General features: G+C 68.5%; 13 protein-coding genes. 11 read left to right on the forward strand and 2 right to left on the reverse strand.

The annotated features are described in order from the left end of the window. Positions 1-76 precede the first annotated feature (76 nt). The 11 genes from AC1DRO_RS06210 to AC1DRO_RS06260 all read left to right on the forward strand — a co-directional run bounded on the left by AC1DRO_RS06210 (position 77) and on the right by AC1DRO_RS06260 (position 15,108). Positions 77-2,053 carry an APC family permease gene (locus AC1DRO_RS06210; protein WP_476950193.1) on the forward strand — a complete coding sequence of 659 codons (1,977 nt, stop codon included), beginning with the start codon at positions 77-79 and terminating at the stop codon, positions 2,051-2,053. Next, a complete protein-coding gene (locus AC1DRO_RS06215) occupies positions 2,050-3,450 on the forward strand; it encodes a class I SAM-dependent RNA methyltransferase (protein ID WP_476950194.1) in 1,401 nt (466 codons plus the stop codon). The genes AC1DRO_RS06210 and AC1DRO_RS06215 overlap by 4 nt, the downstream gene beginning before the upstream one ends. A gap of 202 nt (positions 3,451-3,652) precedes the next feature. After that, positions 3,653-6,466 carry an aconitate hydratase gene (locus tag AC1DRO_RS06220; RefSeq protein WP_476944123.1) on the forward strand — a complete coding sequence of 938 codons (2,814 nt, stop codon included), beginning with the start codon at positions 3,653-3,655 and terminating at the stop codon, positions 6,464-6,466. 218 nt (positions 6,467-6,684) lie between these two features. Further along, positions 6,685-8,658, forward strand: coding sequence for a 1-deoxy-D-xylulose-5-phosphate synthase (gene dxs / locus AC1DRO_RS06225; protein WP_476950195.1), 1,974 nt, complete (start codon positions 6,685-6,687; stop codon positions 8,656-8,658). A 74-nt stretch (positions 8,659-8,732) separates the two neighbouring features. Continuing rightward, positions 8,733-9,290 carry a hypothetical protein gene (locus tag AC1DRO_RS06230; RefSeq protein ID WP_028277007.1) on the forward strand — a complete coding sequence of 186 codons (558 nt, stop codon included), beginning with the start codon at positions 8,733-8,735 and terminating at the stop codon, positions 9,288-9,290. Between the two features lie 66 nt (positions 9,291-9,356). Next, positions 9,357-9,575, forward strand: a complete 219-nt coding sequence (locus tag AC1DRO_RS06235; protein ID WP_026537002.1) for a helix-hairpin-helix domain-containing protein — start codon at positions 9,357-9,359, stop codon at positions 9,573-9,575. A 70-nt stretch (positions 9,576-9,645) separates the two neighbouring features. Further along, positions 9,646-10,623 carry an aldo/keto reductase gene (locus AC1DRO_RS06240; RefSeq protein ID WP_476950196.1) on the forward strand — a complete coding sequence of 326 codons (978 nt, stop codon included), beginning with the start codon at positions 9,646-9,648 and terminating at the stop codon, positions 10,621-10,623. Positions 10,624-10,676: 53 nt separating this feature from the next. Then, positions 10,677-11,705: a nucleoside hydrolase gene (locus AC1DRO_RS06245; RefSeq protein ID WP_476950325.1), complete on the forward strand. Its 1,029-nt coding sequence runs from the start codon at positions 10,677-10,679 to the stop codon at positions 11,703-11,705. 144 nt (positions 11,706-11,849) lie between these two features. Continuing rightward, a complete protein-coding gene (locus tag AC1DRO_RS06250; protein ID WP_476948095.1) occupies positions 11,850-12,671 on the forward strand; it encodes an ECF transporter S component in 822 nt (273 codons plus the stop codon). Between the two features lie 50 nt (positions 12,672-12,721). Then, positions 12,722-13,480 carry an energy-coupling factor transporter transmembrane component T gene (locus AC1DRO_RS06255; RefSeq protein ID WP_476950197.1) on the forward strand — a complete coding sequence of 253 codons (759 nt, stop codon included), beginning with the start codon at positions 12,722-12,724 and terminating at the stop codon, positions 13,478-13,480. Further along, positions 13,477-15,108 (forward strand): ABC transporter ATP-binding protein, encoded by a 1,632-nt coding sequence (locus AC1DRO_RS06260; protein ID WP_476950198.1) that lies wholly within the window; start codon positions 13,477-13,479, stop codon positions 15,106-15,108. Before AC1DRO_RS06255 ends, AC1DRO_RS06260 begins: the two co-directional genes overlap by 4 nt. Positions 15,109-15,493: 385 nt before the next feature. Here AC1DRO_RS06260 and AC1DRO_RS06265 read toward each other — a convergent pair whose 3' ends face one another. Both AC1DRO_RS06265 and AC1DRO_RS06270 read right to left on the reverse strand, forming a co-directional pair. Next, positions 15,494-17,689, reverse strand: coding sequence for a 3-hydroxyacyl-CoA dehydrogenase NAD-binding domain-containing protein (locus tag AC1DRO_RS06265; RefSeq protein ID WP_476950199.1), 2,196 nt, complete (start codon positions 17,687-17,689; stop codon positions 15,494-15,496). Beyond that, positions 17,686-19,023 (reverse strand): thiolase family protein, encoded by a 1,338-nt coding sequence (locus AC1DRO_RS06270; RefSeq protein WP_476950200.1) that lies wholly within the window; start codon positions 19,021-19,023, stop codon positions 17,686-17,688. Before AC1DRO_RS06270 ends, AC1DRO_RS06265 begins: the two co-directional genes overlap by 4 nt. Positions 19,024-19,081: the final 58 nt, after the last annotated feature.

Raw genomic sequence — 19,081 nt, forward strand, 5'->3', positions numbered from 1 at the left:
GGGCGCCGGCCGGCGCCCTTGCGGACGCCGACTTCGCCGTCATGACATCGCGTCCGAATCAGACTAGCTTTGTGTGGTGCTGACAATTTTCAATGCCGTGAAGCGGGTGCTGGTAGGCAAGCCCTTCCGGAACGACCGTCTGGCCCACACGCTCTTGCCGAAGCGGATCGCGCTGCCCATTTTCGCTTCGGATGCATTGTCCTCCGTGGCCTATGCCCCGGACGAAATCCTCCTGACCCTGGCCATCGCCGGCGTCAGCGCTGTCGCCGTCGCCCCGTGGGTGGGCCTCGCCGTCATGGTGGTGCTCCTGACCGTGGTGGCCTCCTACCGCCAGAACGTCCACGCCTACCCCTCCGGCGGCGGCGACTACGAGATCGCCAACGTCAACCTCGGCAAATTTGCCGGCCTCACCGTCGCCTCGGCGCTGCTGGTCGACTACGTCCTGACCGTGGCCGTGTCCATGTCCTCGGCCGCGACGTACCTGACCACCGCCGTGCCCTCGCTGCACGGACAGCAGGCGGCGATTGCCACGATCGGCGTCATCATCCTGGCCCTCGTGAACCTGCGCGGCATCAGGGAGGCCGGCAGTGTCTTCGCCGTCCCGACCTACATCTTCATGGCCTCCATCCTGGGCATGACCGCCGTCGGGATCTACCAGGCCGTGACAGGCCAACTGGGGCAGGCACCCTCGGCAGCGTTCGAGATTGTGCCGGAGCCGGGCTTCGATGAAGGACTTGTCGGCCTGGCCGGCGCGTTCCTGCTGCTGCGTGCCTTCTCCTCCGGTGCGGCGGCCCTGACCGGCGTCGAGGCCATCAGCAATGGTGTGCCCAACTTCCAGAAGCCCAAGAGCAAGAACGCGGCCACCACTCTGCTGCTGCTCGGCGTGATTGCCTCCGCCATGCTCGCGGGCATCATCTACCTGGCCAACGCCACCAAGGTGCACATCGTGCTGGATCCGGCGACGGAATTCCTCCTGAACGGCAAACCGCTGGAAGAGGGGTACATCCAGAACCCGGCTATCAGCCAGATCGCGCAGACAGTTTTCGGCGAGGGGTCCATCCCGTTCTATATCGTGGTGGCCGCCACCGGCGTCATCCTGGTGTTCGCCTCCAACACGGCGTTCAATGGCTTCCCGGTACTCGGCTCAATTTTGGCCCAGGACGGCTACCTGCCGCGCCAGCTGCGCACCCGTGGCGACCGGCTGGCCTTCAGCAACGGCGTCCTGGCCCTGGCGGCCGGCGCCATCGTTCTGATCCTCGCCTTCAACGCCGACGTCACCAAGCTCATCCAGCTCTACATCGTGGGCGTCTTCATCTCCTTTACGATGAGCCAGCTGGGCATGATCAGGCACTGGGGCCGGGAACTGAAACTGTCCAAGGACTCCGCCGTGCGGTTGCGCATCATCAAATCCCGGACCATCAATACGGTGGGCTTTTGCATGACCGCCCTGGTGCTGGTGATCGTCCTCATCACCAAGTTCTCCCAGGGCGCCTGGATCGCACTGCTGGCCATGTTCGTGCTGTTCCTGATCATGTGGAGCATCCGGGCGCACTATGACAACGTGGCCAAGGAACTCGCCGTGGACGAGGACTCCTCGCCGCGCGCGCTGCCCACCCGTGTGCACGCCGTGCTGCTCGTCTCGCACGTGCGCAAACCGGTGCTGCGCGCCCTCGCCTACGCCCGGGCCTCACGCCCGTCGCGGCTGGATGCCATCACGGTGGACATCAGCCCCGAAGAGACCGAGGCGACAGTTGCGGACTGGGAGAAGCTCGAAATCCCGGTGCCGCTGACCGTGCTTGCCAGCCCGTTCCGTGAAACGGTGACCCCGATCATGGAGTACATCAAGAGCATGCGCCGGGATTCGCCCCGCGACCTGATCGTTGTCTACATCCCGGAGTACGTCGTGGGCAAATGGTGGGAGCAACTCGTCCACAACCAGACCGCGCTGCGCATCAAGACCCGGCTGCACTTCGAGCCCGGCGTCATGGTGGCCAGTGTGCCGTGGCAGCTGAAATCGTCCGAAGAAGCCAAGAACCTGCAGGATATCCAATGACCCCCGACACCCGGACGCACGCCCACACCGATCTCGTCGTAGATGTCGGACCCGTCGCCCACGGCGGGCACTGCGTGGCCCGGCACGAGGGACGCGTCATCTTCGTCCGGCACGGCATTCCCGGTGAAAAGGCCCGTGTCCGGCTCACTGACGACGGCCCGGCCGCGAAATTCTGGCGCGCCGATGTGGTGGAGGTCCTGGAGCCCTCCCCGGACCGGGTGCCGCACTTCTGGGACCTCGCCGATTCCGCGCGTTCCTGGTCGCACCGGCACCCGCCCGTCGGCGGCGCCGAACTCGGCCACATGTCCCTGGCGCGCCAGCGCAGCCTCAAGGCCGAGGTCCTGGCCGAACAGCTCAAGCGGCTGGCCGGCGTCGAATTTGCGCCGGCGGGGCAGATCACAGTCGAAGCCGTCGGCGCGGCGGCAGGGGCCGGCGCAGGCGCGCCGGAGGATGCCGGCAGTGCGGGGGAGCCGGCCCCTTCCGGCCTGGGCTGGCGGACGCGCGCCGGCTTCGCCGTGACGGCGGCCGGCAAGCTCGGCATGCACGCCCACCGCTCCGATGCCATCCTGCCCGTGCGCGACATGCCGCTGGCCGTGGACGGGATCAACGCGCTCCGGCTCTGGGACATCGACCTGCAGGGCATCGACCGGGTCGAGGTTGCCGCCCCGGCGAACGGCTCCCGGCCGCTGGTGCTGCTGGTCCCAGCCCCGGGAACCCGGTCCAAGCGGCTCAGCGGCATCCTGGCCCAGCTGCCCGACGACGTCTCGGTCGCCAGCCTGGACCCGGCCACCGGCGAGGTGCTGCAGTTGCGCGGCCGCACCTACGTCCAGGAGTCCGCCGCGGGCCACGAGTACCGGGTTACCGGCGACGGCTTCTGGCAGATCCACCGGGATGCCCCGGAGACACTCGTCGGCGCCGTCACCGGTTTCCTGCACGACGGCGGCTACCTCGCGCCGGGCTCGGTGGTGGCGGACCTGTACGCCGGGGCCGGACTGTTCACGGCACCGCTGGCCGATGCCGTGGGCGTGACCGGATCCGTGCTCTCTGTCGAGGGAGCACCCGGAACCAGCCGCGATGCACGCAAGAACCTGCACGACGCCGCCCAGGTCGAGATCGTCCAGGGCCGTGTGGAGCGCGTGCTGCGGCAGAAACCCCGCAACTTCGACGCCCTGATCCTGGACCCGCCACGCGCAGGTGCCGGCAAGGCGGTAGTCAAACAGCTGATCGACGCCGGTCCCCGGGCCGTTGCCTACGTCTCCTGCGATCCGGCGTCGTTCGCCCGCGACCTCGGCTACTTCCGGCAGGGCGGCTGGGGCATGGCCGGGCTGCGTGCCTTCGACCTCTATCCGCACACCCACCACATGGAGACTGTGGCGTTACTGACTCCCCAACCGTGATGCCACTAGGATGGGCGTAGTAGTCCGTCGTCGCGCTCCATCACCATTGCTGTTAATGGACTGGCGTTGATCGGCCGTTCCCTGCGTTTCTTACCTGCATTGCGTACCTTGATGTACCGATGCCTGTATTAGTTAGGCCGACCTAACTAGCAAGGGTCCTGCGGCGCGGCAAAGATGAAACTGTTGCGAGAGGAGTCCTGCGATGAGCATTGTGGACAGCTTCGGTTCAAAAGGCAAACTTAATGTAGCCGGAACCGAATATGAAATTTTCCGGTTGAACTCCGTCGAAGGTGCAGAAAACCTTCCGTTCAGCCTCAAGGTATTGCTTGAAAACCTGTTGAGGACCGAGGACGGTGCCAACATCACGGCCGACCACGTCCGTGCGCTGGCAGGCTGGGATCCCAGCGCCGAGCCCGACACCGAGATCCAGTTCACGCCGGCGCGCGTGATCATGCAGGACTTCACCGGCGTGCCGTGCGTCGTTGACCTCGCCACCATGCGTGAGGCCGTCAAGGAGCTCGGCGGAGACCCGAAGCGGGTCAACCCGCTGGCACCGGCCGAAATGGTCATTGACCACTCGGTCCAGATTGACGCCTTCGGCAACTCCGGCGCACTGGAGCGCAACATGGAGATCGAATACCAGCGCAACGGGGAGCGTTACCAGTTCCTGCGCTGGGGCCAGACTGCATTTGACGACTTCAAGGTCGTCCCGCCGGGCACCGGCATTGTGCACCAAGTCAACATCGAGTACCTGGCCCGCACCGTCATGACCCGTGAAGTCGACGGCGTTGTCCGCGCTTACCCGGACACCTGCGTCGGCACCGACTCGCACACCACCATGGTCAACGGCCTGGGCGTACTGGGCTGGGGCGTTGGCGGCATCGAGGCCGAGGCTGCCATGCTCGGCCAGCCCGTGTCCATGCTCATCCCGCGCGTCGTGGGCTTCAAGCTCACCGGCTCCATCCCGGCCGGCGCCACCGCCACCGACGTCGTCCTGACCATCACCGAGCAGCTGCGCAAGCACGGTGTGGTCGGCAAGTTCGTCGAGTTCTACGGTGAAGGCGTCGCGGCTGTGCCGCTGGCCAACCGTGCAACGATCGGCAACATGAGCCCGGAGTTCGGTTCCACCGCCGCGATGTTCCCGATCGACGACGTCACCCTCGACTACCTGCGCCTCACCGGCCGGTCCGACGAGAACGTCGCGCTCGTGGAGTCGTACGCGAAGGAACAGGGCCTCTGGCACGACCCCTCCCGCGAGATCAAGTTCTCCGAGTACCTCGAACTGGACCTGTCCACGGTTGTTCCGTCGATCTCCGGCCCGAAGCGCCCGCAGGACCGCATCATCCTCACGGAGTCCAAGGCCCAGTTCCGCGAGGACCTGCGCAACTACGTGAAGGAAGACCTGGCCGACGGAAGCCTGGACGAAGCGATCGACGAAAGCTTCCCGGCTTCGGACTCGCCCTCATTCACCGCCTCTTCGTCGCACCCGAGCGACGTGGCCCCGCACGCGCACGGCCCGAAGTCCAACGGCCGCCCGTCCAACAAGGTCAGCGTCAAGACCGCGGACGGACGCGAGTTCGAGCTCGACCACGGCGCGGTCTCGATCGCCTCGATCACCTCCTGCACCAACACGTCCAACCCGTCCGTGATGCTGGCCGCCGCACTGCTGGCCCGCAACGCCGTCGACAAGGGCCTGACGTCCAAGCCGTGGGTCAAGACCTCCGTGGCTCCCGGTTCCAAGGTGGTCACCGACTACTACAACAAGTCGGGCCTGACCCCGTACCTGGAGAAGCTCGGCTTCTACATCGTGGGCTATGGCTGCGCCACCTGCATCGGCAACTCCGGTCCGCTCGACGCCGAGATCTCCGAGGCCATCCAGGCCAACGACCTCTCCGTCACCGCGGTGCTCTCCGGCAACCGTAACTTCGAAGGCCGGATCAACCCGGACGTGAAGATGAACTACCTGGCCTCCCCGCCGCTGGTCATCGCCTACGCCCTGGCCGGTTCCATGGACTTCGACTTCGACAACGACGCCCTGGGCCAGGACGAGGCCGGCAACGACGTCTTCCTGAAGGACATCTGGCCGAACCCGGTCGAGGTCCAGCAGGTCATCGATTCCTCGATCGACAAGGAAATGTTCGCCCGCGGCTACGAAGGCGTCTTTGAGGGCGACGATCGCTGGAAGGCGCTCGACACCCCCGCCGGCGACACCTTCGCCTGGGACGAGAAGTCCACGTACGTCCGCAAGCCCCCGTACTTCGAGGGCATGAAGGCCCAGCCGGAGCCGGTCCAGGACATCACCGGTGCGCGCGTGCTGCTCAAGCTGGGCGACTCCGTCACCACGGACCACATCTCCCCGGCCGGTTCCTTCAAGTCGGACACCCCGGCCGGCCAGTACCTGCTGGCCAACGGTGTGGAGCGCAAGGACTTCAACTCCTACGGCTCACGCCGTGGCAACCACGAGGTCATGATCCGCGGCACGTTCGCGAACATCCGCATCAAGAACCAACTCCTGGACGGCGTGGAGGGCGGCTTCACCCGCGACTTCACCCAGGCCGACGGCCCGCAGGCCTACGTCTACGACGCCGCGCAGAACTACCAGGCAGCCGGCACCGCGCTGGTGGTCCTGGCCGGCAAGGAGTACGGCTCGGGTTCGTCCCGTGACTGGGCCGCCAAGGGCACTGCCCTGCTGGGCGTCAAGGCTGTCGTTGCCGAGAGCTACGAGCGCATCCACCGCTCCAACCTGATCGGCATGGGTGTCCTCCCGCTGCAGTACCCGGCCGGCCAGAACGCCGCCAGCCTCGGCCTGACCGGTACGGAAACCTACGCAGTTGAGGGCGTCACCGCCCTGAACGACGGCACCACGCCGAAGACCCTCAAGGTCACGGCCACCGCCGAAGACGGTTCCGTCACGTCCTTCGACGCCGTGCTGCGCATCGACACCCCGGGCGAGGCAGACTACTACCGCAACGGCGGCATCCTGCAGTACGTCCTGCGCCAGATCTCCGCACACTAGCGGAGCTGCCGGGCACGCTCCGGTAACGCATGCAACGGCCCCGGCCGGTCACTGACCGGCCGGGGCCGTTGCGTTTCCCGGTTTCGGCCGCGGGTGCTGGATCTGGAGCGGGGGAGCGGCGGGCGGGGCCGTGCAGGGCGCCGGAACGCCTCCGGCGCGGCGGCCTGCCCGGAGGCGTTAGAGTTAAAAGGCATGTCTACCACCCGAAGGAGGGGCCGTTGGGAATCTTGGACACCATCCGGAATCCGCAGGACCTGAGTAAGTTGTCCGGGGCGCAGCTGGATCAGCTGGCAGCCGAGGTCAGGGATTTCCTGATCGGCAACGTCTCCCGGACGGGAGGGCACCTGGGCCCGAACCTCGGCGTCGTCGAGCTCACCATCGCGGTGCACCGGATCTTCGATTCCCCCCGCGACAGCATTGTCTTCGACACAGGGCACCAGTCCTACGTGCACAAGCTCCTCACCGGACGGCAGGATTTCAGCACGCTTCGCCAGCAGGGCGGCATGTCCGGCTACCCGGACCGCGGCGAATCCAAGCACGACATCGTCGAAAGCTCGCACGCGTCTTCCTCGCTGTCCTGGGCCGACGGCATCTCGCGCGCCCGGCAGCTGACCGGCGACGGCGACCGCTTCGTCGTCGCGGTGGTGGGCGACGGCGCCCTGACCGGCGGCATGGCCTGGGAGGCCATCAACAACATCGCGGCGGACAAGAAACGCCGTGTCGTGATCGTGGTCAACGACAACGGCCGCTCGTACGCCCCGACGGTCGGCGGCTTCGCCGACTACCTGGCGTCCCTGCGCCCCACCATCGATTCCCTCCGGGCCGCCCCCTCCTATGAAGGCACGCTCGAGTGGTGGAAGCGCAAACTGCAGAAGGGCGGCCCCGCGGGGCAGTTCACGTACAAGAGCCTGCACGCCATGAAGAAGGGCATCAAGGACTGGTGGGCCCCGCAGGGCATGTTCGAGGACCTCGGCATGAAGTACATCGGTCCCGTCGACGGCCACGACCTCCAGGCCATGGAAAACGCCCTGTCCACCGCCAAGAACTATGCCGGCCCCGTGATTGTGCACGCCATGACGGAAAAGGGCCACGGCTACGCCCCGGCCCGCGCCCATGAAGCGGACCAATTCCATGCCGTAGGGATCATCGATCCGGAGACCGGCGCGCCCACCGAGGCCGGTGGCGCGAAGTCCTGGACCGCGGTGTTCGCCGACGAGATCGCTGACATCGCCGACGAGCGCCAGGACATCGTCGGGATTACCGGTGCCATGCTGATTCCGGTCGGGCTGCACAAGTTCGCCGCCAGGCACCCGGAGCGCGTGTTCGACGTCGGCATCGCCGAGCAGCACGCCCTCACCTCGGCTGCCGGCATGGCGTTCGGGGGACTGCACCCGGTGGTTGCGGTCTACGCGACGTTCCTGAACCGTGCCTTCGACCAGCTGCTGATGGATGTCGCCCTGCACAAAGCCGGCGTCACGATCGTGCTGGACCGGGCCGGCGTCACCGGACCCGACGGCGCAAGCCATCACGGCATGTGGGACATGGCCATGGTCCAGATCGTCCCCGGGCTGCACCTCGCCGCGCCGCGCGACGCCACCCGGCTGCGGGAGGAACTGCGCGAGGCCGTGGCCATTGAAGACGCCCCGAGCGTGCTCCGCTACTCCAAGGGCAACGTCGGCCCCGAAGTCGAGGCGGTCGAACGCCTGGACGACGGCGTGGACGTGCTGGCCCGCCGGCCCGCGGGCTCGAGCGAGAACGACGTCCTGATCGTCAGCGTGGGCGCCATGTCAGAACTCGCGCTGGACGTCTCCAGCCGGCTCGGTGCCCAGGGCATCAGCTCCACGGTGGTGGATCCCCGCTGGGTCCTCCCGGTCCGGCAGTCCATCATCGATCTCGCCGCGCGCCACCGCCTGGTCATTTGCATCGAGGACGGTGTGCGGGCCGGCGGCGTCGGTTCCCGGATCCGCCAGGAGATGCGTGCCGCGGGCGTGGACACCGCCCTCAACGAGGTCGGCCTGCCGGTCGAGTTCCTCGAACACGGCACGCGCAGCCAGGTGCTCGAACGCGTGGGCCTGACCGCCCAGCAGATCACGCACGACGTCGTCGCCCAGGTCCTGGGCACCAAGGTGCCGTTTGCGCGCCCCTTGCCCGGCCAGGAACACCCCAGCACCGGCAGCATCCCGCAGCTGTAGCCAGCACATCCGTTGAGCACTACCCGTGGGCGCCACTGAATCCGGCGCCGGACGGCCCAGGAAGGAACTGGCATATGAGTGGAATTATCAGAGTTTACAAGCGTGACGAAGAGGGCACGCTGCACTTTAGGGAGGCCTGGTTTGATGAGGACTACAGCCAGTTCGTGATGAACCACGGCGTCGTCGGACACCAGAGCAAGACGGACGAGACCGACGTCGCGGACGCCGAGGCCGCGGAGCGCCTCATGGACGCCTTCGCGGCCCAGTGCGCCGAGGACGGCTACGCCGAAATCCCGGCGGAGGAACAGTCCTGGGTAGTGGCCCAGTACGCGCTGAAGACCAAAGAGGGGACCAGCCGCGACCGGTACCTCGAGGAAAAAGCCAAAGACGCCCTGATCAGCCATCTGGCCTGGCGGGGCCTGGGGATCGTGGACCGCAGCGAATTTTCCGACGCCCGGCTCAACATCTTCTGCCTCACCCCGGACGTGAATAAGACGGTCAACGCCATCAAGGTCTGCATCCGCGGCGAAGACCTCGACTTCACCAAACTGAGCATTGGCGCCGCGCCGTTTGGCGAGGATACTTTCAAGCTCAAGCACTCGCCGAAGCCGGCGAACAGCTTCACGCTTTAGGCAGCACGGGCAAGGAGCCGGGCACGGCTCACACCAGTTTGGGGGCACGGACTGAAAGGCAACGCAATGACGCGCAAACCCTCGAAACCAGGCTGCACCCCGCTGCCCGCGGGACTCGCGGCGCCGGCGCGAAAGTCGCTCGCGCACGCGGGGGTCGAGACCCTCGAACACCTCGTGCAGCTTGGCCGGCGCCGGCTTGCCGGGATGCCGGGCGTCTGCCCCCGGACCCTCGCGCAGCTCCAGGACGCCATGGACGAGCACGGGCTGAAGCTGCCGGCAGGGTAGCGGGGGTCCGCTCTCCGCCGCCCGCGGCGGCCTGGCCGGGACACCCGCCGGGGCGATATAGGCTAAAACCATGACTGAATACCGCCGCGTTGGAACTTCCGGACTGTCCGTCTCTGTCGTGGGACTTGGCTGCAACAACCTGGGCCGGTCCGGGACCGTGACTGAATCGCAGGAAGGCACCGACGCCGTCGTGCACGCGGCGCTCGACGCCGGGATCACCTTCTTTGACGTCGCGGACGCCTACGGCCGCGAGCCCGGCCTCAGCGAGTCAATGCTCGGCAAGGCCCTCGGTTCCCGCCGCGACGATGCGGTCATCGGCACGAAGTTCGGCATGGACATGCGCGGCGCCAACGGCGAGGACTTCGGTGCGCGCGGATCCCGCCGCTACATCATCAAGGCGGCGGAGGCCTCGCTGCGCCGGCTCGGCACGGACTGGATCGACCTCTACCAGTTCCACACCCCGGACCCGCTCACGCCCATCGACGAGACGCTCTCGGCCCTCGACGACCTCGTCACCAGCGGCAAGGTCCGCTACATCGGCCACTCCAACCGGGCCGGCTGGCAGATCGCCGAGGCCGAGTACGTGGCACGCGCCCGCGGGGGAGCCCGCTTCATCTCCAGCCAGAACCACTACAACCTGCTGGACCGGCGCGCCGAACTCGAGGTCACCCCAGCGGCCGAGGCCTACGGCCTGGGCGTCCTGCCGTACTTCCCGCTCGCCAACGGCCTGCTGACCGGCAAATACTCCGCCGGCCAGGCCCCCGAGGGAAGCCGGCTCAGCCACACCCGCACCAACCTGGTCCACAACGCCGACTGGGAACAGCTGGGTGCCTTCGGCAAGTTCGCCGCCGACCGCGGGCTCAACGAAGTCCAGGTGGCCTTCTCCTGGCTGGCCGCCCAGCCGTCCGTCAGCAGCGTCATCGCCGGCGCCACCACCCCGGAGCAGGTACGCCAGAACGCCGCCGCCGTGGCCTGGAAACCCAGCCATGCCGACCTCGCCGAGCTGGACGACCTCTTCCCGCGCACGCCCAAGGTGGCGCTGTTCTGAACAGTGCTGCAAGCGCCGGCGCGGCGGAACCTGCCGTGACGCATTCAATCCTGATGGACGTCGACACCGGGATCGACGACGCCCTGGCCCTGGTCTACCTGCTGTCCCGGCCCGAGGTCCACATCCAGGCGATCACGTGCACCGCCGGGAACGTCGGGGCCCGGCAGGTGGCGCTGAACAACCTGGCCCTGCTGGAGCTGTGCGGCCGCGAGGGCATCGAGGTGGCCATCGGCGCCGAGGTCCCGCTGGAGATCCCGCTGGTCACCACCGAGGAGACCCACGGGCCGCAGGGCATCGGCTACGCCGAGATGCCGCCGCCGCGCCAGCAGATCTCGGCCCGGCACGCCGTCGACGTCTGGGTCGAGGAGGTGCGGGCGCACCCGGGGGAGCTCACCGGCCTGATCACCGGACCGCTGACCAACTTCGCCCTGGCCCTGCGCCGGGAACCCGAACTTCCCCGGCTGCTCAGGGGACTTGTGATCATGGGCGGCAGCTTCTACTACCAGGGCAACACCACCCCGACGGCCGAATGGAACACGTCGGTGGATCCGCATGCCGCCAAAGAGGTGTTTGCCGCCTACCGGGGCCTGCCCGAGGACAAACTGCCGATCCTGTGTGCCCTGGAAATGACCGAGCGGATCGAGATGCACCCGGAGCACCTGCGCCGACTTGGCGAGGCCGCCGGTGCACCGGAGCCCGAACTCGTCCTCCCGGAGCAGCCCGAAGGCCAGCGCAGCCAGTCCGGGAACCCCCTCGTCGCGTGCCTGTCCGACGCCCTGCGCTTCTACATGGAATTTCACCGGCTCTATGACCAAGGCTATGTGGCGCACGTGCACGACGCCTTCGCGGCCTGCGCTGCCGCGGGGCGCACACCGTTCGCCACCCGGCCGGCCACGGTCGACGTCGAAACGGATTCGCCCCTGCTGATCGGCACCACGGTGGCTGATTTCCGCGGGCTGTGGGGGTTGGCGCCGAACGCCAGGATCGTCTCCGACAACAACCCCGGGCACTGCTTCGACGAACTGATTTCCTCGATCGGCGCCCTTGCCCGGGACGTGGGACGCCGGACGCCGACGGGCTGAAACCGGACATCATTGCCGGGCCAATGCGGGGAGTGCCCGGACGGGTCTGCAGATCGCTAGAATGGCCGCCGCTCGCTAGGATAGTAGCTGCGCCGAGGTGACATGAGGCGGATCTTGTTGCACCCAGCCGAAGGAACACCCCTCATGTCACAGCCAGCCCTCACCATCATTGCCCCTGGACAGGCGGCCGGCCGCAGGCGCCGCCTGCTCGAAATCGCCGGCGCCGCCGCCATCGCCGCCACTTACATCTTCCTGGTGCTGACCCAGCCCGCCGACATTGCCAACGGCCCGGCCAGCTTCTCGGCCCTCGTTGCCCTCGGCGGCTTCCTGCTCGGCGCTGTGCTGCTGATTGTGGCCGTCCTGCCGGCGCTGCCCACCTCCACCGTGGTCCTGATCCCGGTGGCGCTGGTCCTGAACGTGGTCCTCGGACAGCTGATGGGCAGCACGGGCCTGCCGTTCTACATCGACGCGATCGGCACCGTCCTGATCGCCGTCCTCGCCGGACCCGCAGCGGGCGCCGCCACGGGCGCGCTGAGCAGCATCGTCTGGTCCTTCTTCAACCCCACCGTCCTGCCGTTCGCCGCCGGCGCCGCCCTCATCGGCTTCCTCGCCGGCATGGCCGCCCGCGGCGGGCTGTTCCGCCGCTTCTACCTCGCCCCCGTCGCCGGGTTCGTCACCGGCATCCTGGCCGGCGTCGTCTCCGCCCCGATCGCCGCGTTCGTCTTTGGCGGCACATCGGGGCTGGGTACCGGGGCGATCGTCAGCGCCTTCCGCGCCATGGGCGACACCCTCCTGGCCGCCATCACCAAGCAGGCACTGATTTCCGACCCCATGGACAAGGCGATCGTCTTCACCATCGCGGCGCTGCTCGCCTACGCCCTGCCCCGCCGCACCACCTTCCAGTTCCCCTTCGTGCGGCGCTACCGGGTGCTCGCCGGCAAGGCCCCGGCAGCACCGGACGCCTGAGCCCCGCGGCGGCTGGTACACCCCGACCCTGCGACACTGACACAGCGACCATGACACCGCGACTGCACCCCTTCACCACGCTGACCCTCGCCGTATGCGCCGCCGTCGTCACCACGGCGGCCGCGTATTGGCCGCTGTCTGTCGCCGTGGCCCTCGCCGCGGTGATCCTTGCCGCGCGCCATGGCATTGCGGGGCGCGTCCTGACCGCAGGAGCGGTGATCCTGACGCCCCTGTGCCTGTCCCTGCTGGTGCTGCACGGCCTCTTCTTCCCTGAGGGCCAGACCGTGCTGGCCCAGTGGGGCCCGGCGAGGGTCACGGCCGAGGGTCTGGGCTTCGCGCTGGAGCTGGGAACCCGGACCACGGCCTGCGTGCTGGTATTCCTGCTCTTTTCCTTCACCGTGAGCGTCCCCGACCTCGTCTCCGCCCTCGCCGGGCGCAGGATCCCACCGCAGTTCGGCTTCGTCCTGGCCTCCACGCTCACCCTCCTGCCCGCCGTCGCGGGCCGCCTGGACCGGATCCGGCAGGCCCAGGAAACCCGCGGGATGGTGGTCGGACGGGGCCTGCTGTCCCGCCTCGGCACCCTCCGTCTGCAGATGGTGCCGCTGGTCCTGGCCCTGATTGACGACGCCGGAAGCCGCGCCCAGGCGCTCGACGCCCGCGGCTTCGGCAGCCCGGGGCCCCGGACCAGCTACCGCGAAGTCGCCGACCCGCCCGCCCAGCGGCTCTTCCGGGCAGCCGCACTGGTGTTCGCGGCGGCCGCCGTCGCCGGGCGGATTGGGGCCTCCTGGCCTGCCGGGGCGGCGTCATGACGGCCGCCACCCGCACGGCGCTTCAGATCCGGATCGAGGCGTTCACGTTCCACGGCGATGACGCCCCGGTGCTGAGGGATGCCGCACTCTCGGTCACGCCGGGTTCCCTGACCGCCGTCCTGGGCGGGTCCGGGAGCGGAAAATCCACGCTGGGCAAACTTTTGGCCGGCTGGCTCCGGGCCGGTCACGCCGGACAATTCCGCGGCAGCCTGGAGCTCGGCGGCACGGTGCTGGAATTCCGCGGCGTGCCCGAGGACCCCCGGATCAACCCCGCCGAGTGGTCCCGCCGCGTGGCCTTCGTTCCGCAGGACGCCGCGGCGATGCTCTCCTCGGTGCGCGCCACGGTCGCGGAGGAGCTGGCCTTCGGCCTGGAAAACCGCGCGACGGCCCGGGAGGACATGCTCCGCGCGGTGGAGCGCACCGCCGCCCGCACCGGACTCTCTCACCTGCTGGACCGGGACCCGGCCACGCTCTCCGGCGGGGAGCTGCGCCGGCTCGCCGTGGGCTGCGCCGTCATCACGGAACCGGACGTGCTCATCCTGGACGAACCGCTGGCATCGCTGGACGCCGCCGGAGCCGCGCAAGTCGAGGCCCTCGTCCGCAGCCTCTGCGGCGCCGGGACCGGCGTCGTCCTCCTGAGCCAGGCGGCGGACCGGCTCGCCGGGGAAGCCACACACTGGACGATTCTCGACGCTCAGACGGCGCACGACGGCAGGACGGTCACCGCTGCCGGGACGGTCACCGCTGCCGGGACGCCGGCGCAGCTGGCCGGCTCTGCCGAACTGGAGCGCGCCGGAGTGATTGGCATAGGCGGGCCCGGCGGTATTGTGCCCAGCGTCCTGGGGTCCGGCGTCCTGGGGTCCGGTGTCCTGGGGTCCGGTGGGTCAGGAGGCGCCGCCGGTGCCCGCCGTCCCGGGCCGGTGCCTGCCGCGGCGCCCGGTCCCGGCCCGGCATCGCTGGAACTGCGCGGGGTTGGGTTCGGCTACGCCCGGGACCCGCGGCGGCACGGCACCGGCGCGCAGGACCGGGTCCTCCGGGACGTGGATTGCGCCGTGCGCCCTGGCGAGATCATCGCCGTGACCGGGCCCAATGGCGTCGGCAAGTCGACACTGCTGCGCCACTTCAATGGACTGCTCCGGCCCTCGGCCGGGGACGTGCTGGTCTGCGGGTGCAGCATTGCCGGCGTGCCGGTGGGAAAGGTCGCGGCCTCCGTGGGCCTGTTGTTCCAGCACCCCCGGGACCAGCTCTTCGAACGGACCGTCCTGCGGGAAGCCGCGTTCGGACTCCGGCAACTGTCCGGAAAGGCCGGCGCCGAGGGCAAGGCCCGGGCCGCGCTGGCCGCGGTGGGCCTGTCCGGTACCGAGGCGGCACACCCGGCCGAGCTGTCCGCCTCCCGGCAGCGGCTGCTCGCCCTGGCCACGGTCCTGGCCCGCGAACCGGCGGTGTTGGCCCTGGACGAACCGACCGTCGGGCTGGACCGGCACGGCCTCGAGGCGCTGCAGGGCGCCGTCGACCGCGCCGCCGCGCGGGGCGCCGCCGTCGTCATGGTCACCCACGACCTGGACTACGCACGGAGGAACGCGCACCGCGTCCTGGAACTCAGCGGCGGGAGCCTGCGGGAAATCTGACTGGGGCCGCGGGGTAGGCACGGAATCCAACGCGCAATGGATGACGCGCAATGTATATTGCTTGGAGTTTCCGCGGGCCTGGTCCTGGACGGCAGGATCTATTCCGCGGACGCGGTCTTTCGCGTTCCAGGCTTCCATCTCAACACCGCAGACATCGAGGCTGCCCACGTCCATCTGCGGGCCATGGGCTCGGAGACCACGGAGATCCGGGACGGCCGGTGGTTCAACTTCAAGGACCCCGACGGCAACGTGCTGATGATCTGCGAGTGCTGGCAGCAACATGGCGCCGCCGGGATGCCCGGACACTGTCCCGAAAGCAGCGCCGCCGCCCGGACCAAAGTCCGGGCGGCGGCGCCAACAAAAGCGGGAGTGGTAAAGCCTGGCTTTAGGCCGGTTCTGACGCCACGCCCGGGGCCAGGAACTTCTTGCCGTTGACCCGTTCCGAGGCGCCCACCCGGTCCAGATACGGGGTGATCCCGCCCAGGAACATCGGCCAGCCCGCGCCGAGGATCATGCAGAGGTCAATGTCCTCGGGACCGGCCACAACGCCTTCCTCGAGCATCAGTCCGATTTCCTCCGCCAGTGCGTCCTGCGTCCGGCGCAGCACCTCCTCGCCGGTGGACGGGGTGCTGCCAAATGACATCAGCGCCAGGGTTTCGGCCGGAATGAACGGCTTGCCGTCCGGGCCCGGCACCGGTGCCCCGTTCTGCACGGCCCAAATGGACGTCACACCGTTGTCGATCAGCGCCTGCAGGTTCGCCGAGACCCTGAAGCGGTCCCCGAACGCCGTGTGCAGCGATTCCTGGACATGCTGCGCCACGGGCAGGCCCACCATGGCGCCGAGCACAAACGGCGTCATGGGCAGGCCCATCGGCCGCAGCGCGTTATCGGCCACGTCGGCGGGCGTGCCCTCGTCGAAGGCCGCGGTGACTTCACCCATGAGGCGCAGCAGGACGCGGTTGACCACAAACGCGGCGGCATCCCTGACCAGCACCGCCGACTTCTTGAGCCCCTTGGCGAGCTCGAACGCGGTGGCCAGCACGGCGTCGTCGGTCTTCGGTGCCCGCACGATCTCCAGCAGCGGCATCACAGCCACCGGGTTGAAGAAGTGGAAGCCGACCAGGCGCTCGGGGTGCTCAAGGTCCTCCGCCATCGCGGTGACGGACAGCGAGGACGTGTTGGTCGCGAGGATGCACTCTTCCGAGACGATCGCCTCGACTTCCTTGAAGACCTGCTTCTTGACGTTGAGTTCCTCGAAGACGGCCTCAATGACGAAGTCGGCGTCGGCGAAGGCCTCCTTCGAAACTGATCCCGTGACGAGCGCACGGGTGCGGTTGGCGGCGTCGGCGCTGATCCGGCCCTTCGCCAGCAGCTTGTCCACCTCGGCATGGACGTACCCCACGCCCTTGTCCACGCGGGCCTGGTCGATGTCCGTGAGCACCACGGGCACCTTGAGCTGGCGGGCGAAGAGCAGGGCGAGCTGGCTGGCCATCAGGCCGGCACCGACGACGCCGATCTTCGTCACCGGGCGGGCGAGCTTGCGGTCCGGGGCGCCGGCGGGACGCTTGGAGCGGCGCTGCACGAGGTCCAGGAAGGCGTACACAGTGGAGCGGAACTCGTCGGTCTGCATAAGGTCGGCGAGCGTCTCGCATTCGAGTTCAGCGGACTGCGCCTGGGTCAGGGTGCGGTTGGCCTCCATGACATCCAGGACCTTGGCGGGCGCCGGGGAAGCGTTGGAGATCTTGGCCTCCACGAAGGCCCGGCCCTTGGCGACGGCGGCCGCCCAGCGGGCGGCGACCTCCGGAGCGGACGGGTCCACGGCGTTCGCCCGCTCCGGCGCCACGGCACCGGCAATGACTTTCGCGGCCCACGCCAGGGACTGTTCCACAAAGTCGGCCGGCTCGAACATCGCGTCCGCCATGCCCAGCTGGTAGGCCTGCGGCCCGGTGAGCATGCGGTTGTTGCTCAGCGGGTTTTCGATCATGACCTTGAGGGCGTTCTCCGGCCCGATCAGCCGCGGCAGGATGTGGACCCCGCCCCAGCCAGGGATGAGTCCGATAAACGCCTCGGGAAGGGCCAGAGCGCCGGCGCCGGTGGAGACCGTGCGGTAGGTGGACTGCAGCGCGATCTCCAGGCCGCCGCCCAGGGCCAGGCCGTTGATGAACGCAAAGCTCGGCACGCCGAGGTTCGCCAGGGTGGCGTAGACGTCGTGGCCGAGCTGGGCCATCCACAGGCCCTGTTCGCGTCCGCTGACGGACTTGACCGTGGAGAGGTCGGCGCCGGCCACGAGGAAGTACGGCTTGCCGGTGACGCCGACGCCGGCAATCTCGCCCCGGGCCGCGCGTTCCTTCAGCCCTTCCAGGACCGTGCCGAGTTCGATCAGCGTGTTGGGTCCGAGGGTGGTGGGCTTGGAGTGGTCCAGGCCGTTGTCGAGGGTGACCAGCGCGAAGATGCCGGGGCTTTTGCCGTCAGTCGTCTCCCCATCGTCGACGGGCGGCAGTTCGATGTCCTGGACGTAGGAGTGGGTGACCGTCTCGTTCGGGAAGAGGTCTGCAAGCTTGCGGAAATCAGCGGCGCTCATGCTGTGGCTCCAGTCTCGGTGGTCGTGGTCGCTGCGTGCTGTGCTTCGGTGTTGTGCATTTCTATGCCCGGTGCTTCGGTGCCGTAATCCGCGTGATGCGGGTTCTCCCAGATTACGGTGGCGCCCATGCCCAGGCCGATGCACATCGTAGTCATGCCAAAGCGGACCGAGGGGTCCTCCTCGAACTGCCGGGCCAGCTGGTTCATCAGCCGGACCCCCGAGGACGCCAGCGGGTGCCCGACGGCGATCGCGCCGCCATACCGGTTGACGCGCGGGTCGTCGTCGGCGATCCCGAAATGGTCCAGGAAGCTCAGGACCTGGACGGCGAAGGCCTCATTGATTTCGAAGAGCCCGATGTCCCCGATGCCGAGCCCGGCGTTCTTGAGCGCCTTCTCGGTGGCCGGGACCGGGCCGATGCCCATGACGTCGGGTTCCACACCGGCGAAGGCATAGCTCACCAGGCGCATCCTGACCGGCAGCCCGAGTTCCTCGGCGGCATCCGCGGAGGCCAGCAGGGCTGCGGTGGCGCCGTCGTTCAGGCCCGCGGCGTTGCCCGCCGTGACCCGGCCGTGGGCGCGGAACGGCGTCTTAAGCGTGGCCAGGTCTCCGAGCGAGGTACCGGGGCGCGGGGGTTCGTCCACGGTGTTGACGGTCCAGCCCTGGCCCGGCTTCATCGTGGCGACGGGTACGAGGTCGGGCTGGATCTGGCCGTTGGCGTAGGCTGCGGCGAGTTTGTCCTGCGAGGCGACGGCGTAGGCGTCGGTGCGGTCCTTGGTGATGGCCGGGAAACGGTCGTGCAGGTTCTCGGCCGTGTTGCCCATGTTCAGCGCGGCGGGGTCCACGATCCGTTCGGACATGAAGCGCGGGTTGGGGTCGGCGCCGGCGCCCATCGGGTGGTTGCCCATGTGTTCCACGCCGCCGGCGATTACGACGTCGTACGCGCCGAAGCCGATGCCGCTCGCCGTCGTGGTGACGGCGGTCATGGCGCCGGCGCACATGCGGTCGATCGCGAAGCCGGGCACGGTGCGGGGGAGCCCGGCCAGCAGGGCGGCGGTGCGGCCGATGGTCAGGCCCTGGTCGCCCGTCTGGGTGGTGGCGGCGATCGCGACCTCGTCGATCCGGTCCGCGGGAAGCGAGGGGTTGCGGCGCATCAGTTCGCGGATGCACTTGACCACGAGGTCGTCGGCGCGGGTGCCGGCGTAGATGCCCTTGTCGCCGGCGCGGCCGAACGGGGTGCGGACGCCGTCGACAAAGACGACGTCGCGCACGGTCCTGTTTCTTCCGATGCTCGGGTTTGCGCTGCTGGGTTTTCCGCTGGTGCGGGCTTGGCTCACGGCGTACTCCTCATTGAGACATGGTGCCGGAACCGTGCCGGTGGCAGGGGTTGCCACA

Source organism: Arthrobacter sp. P4_F11, from assembly GCF_056401395.1.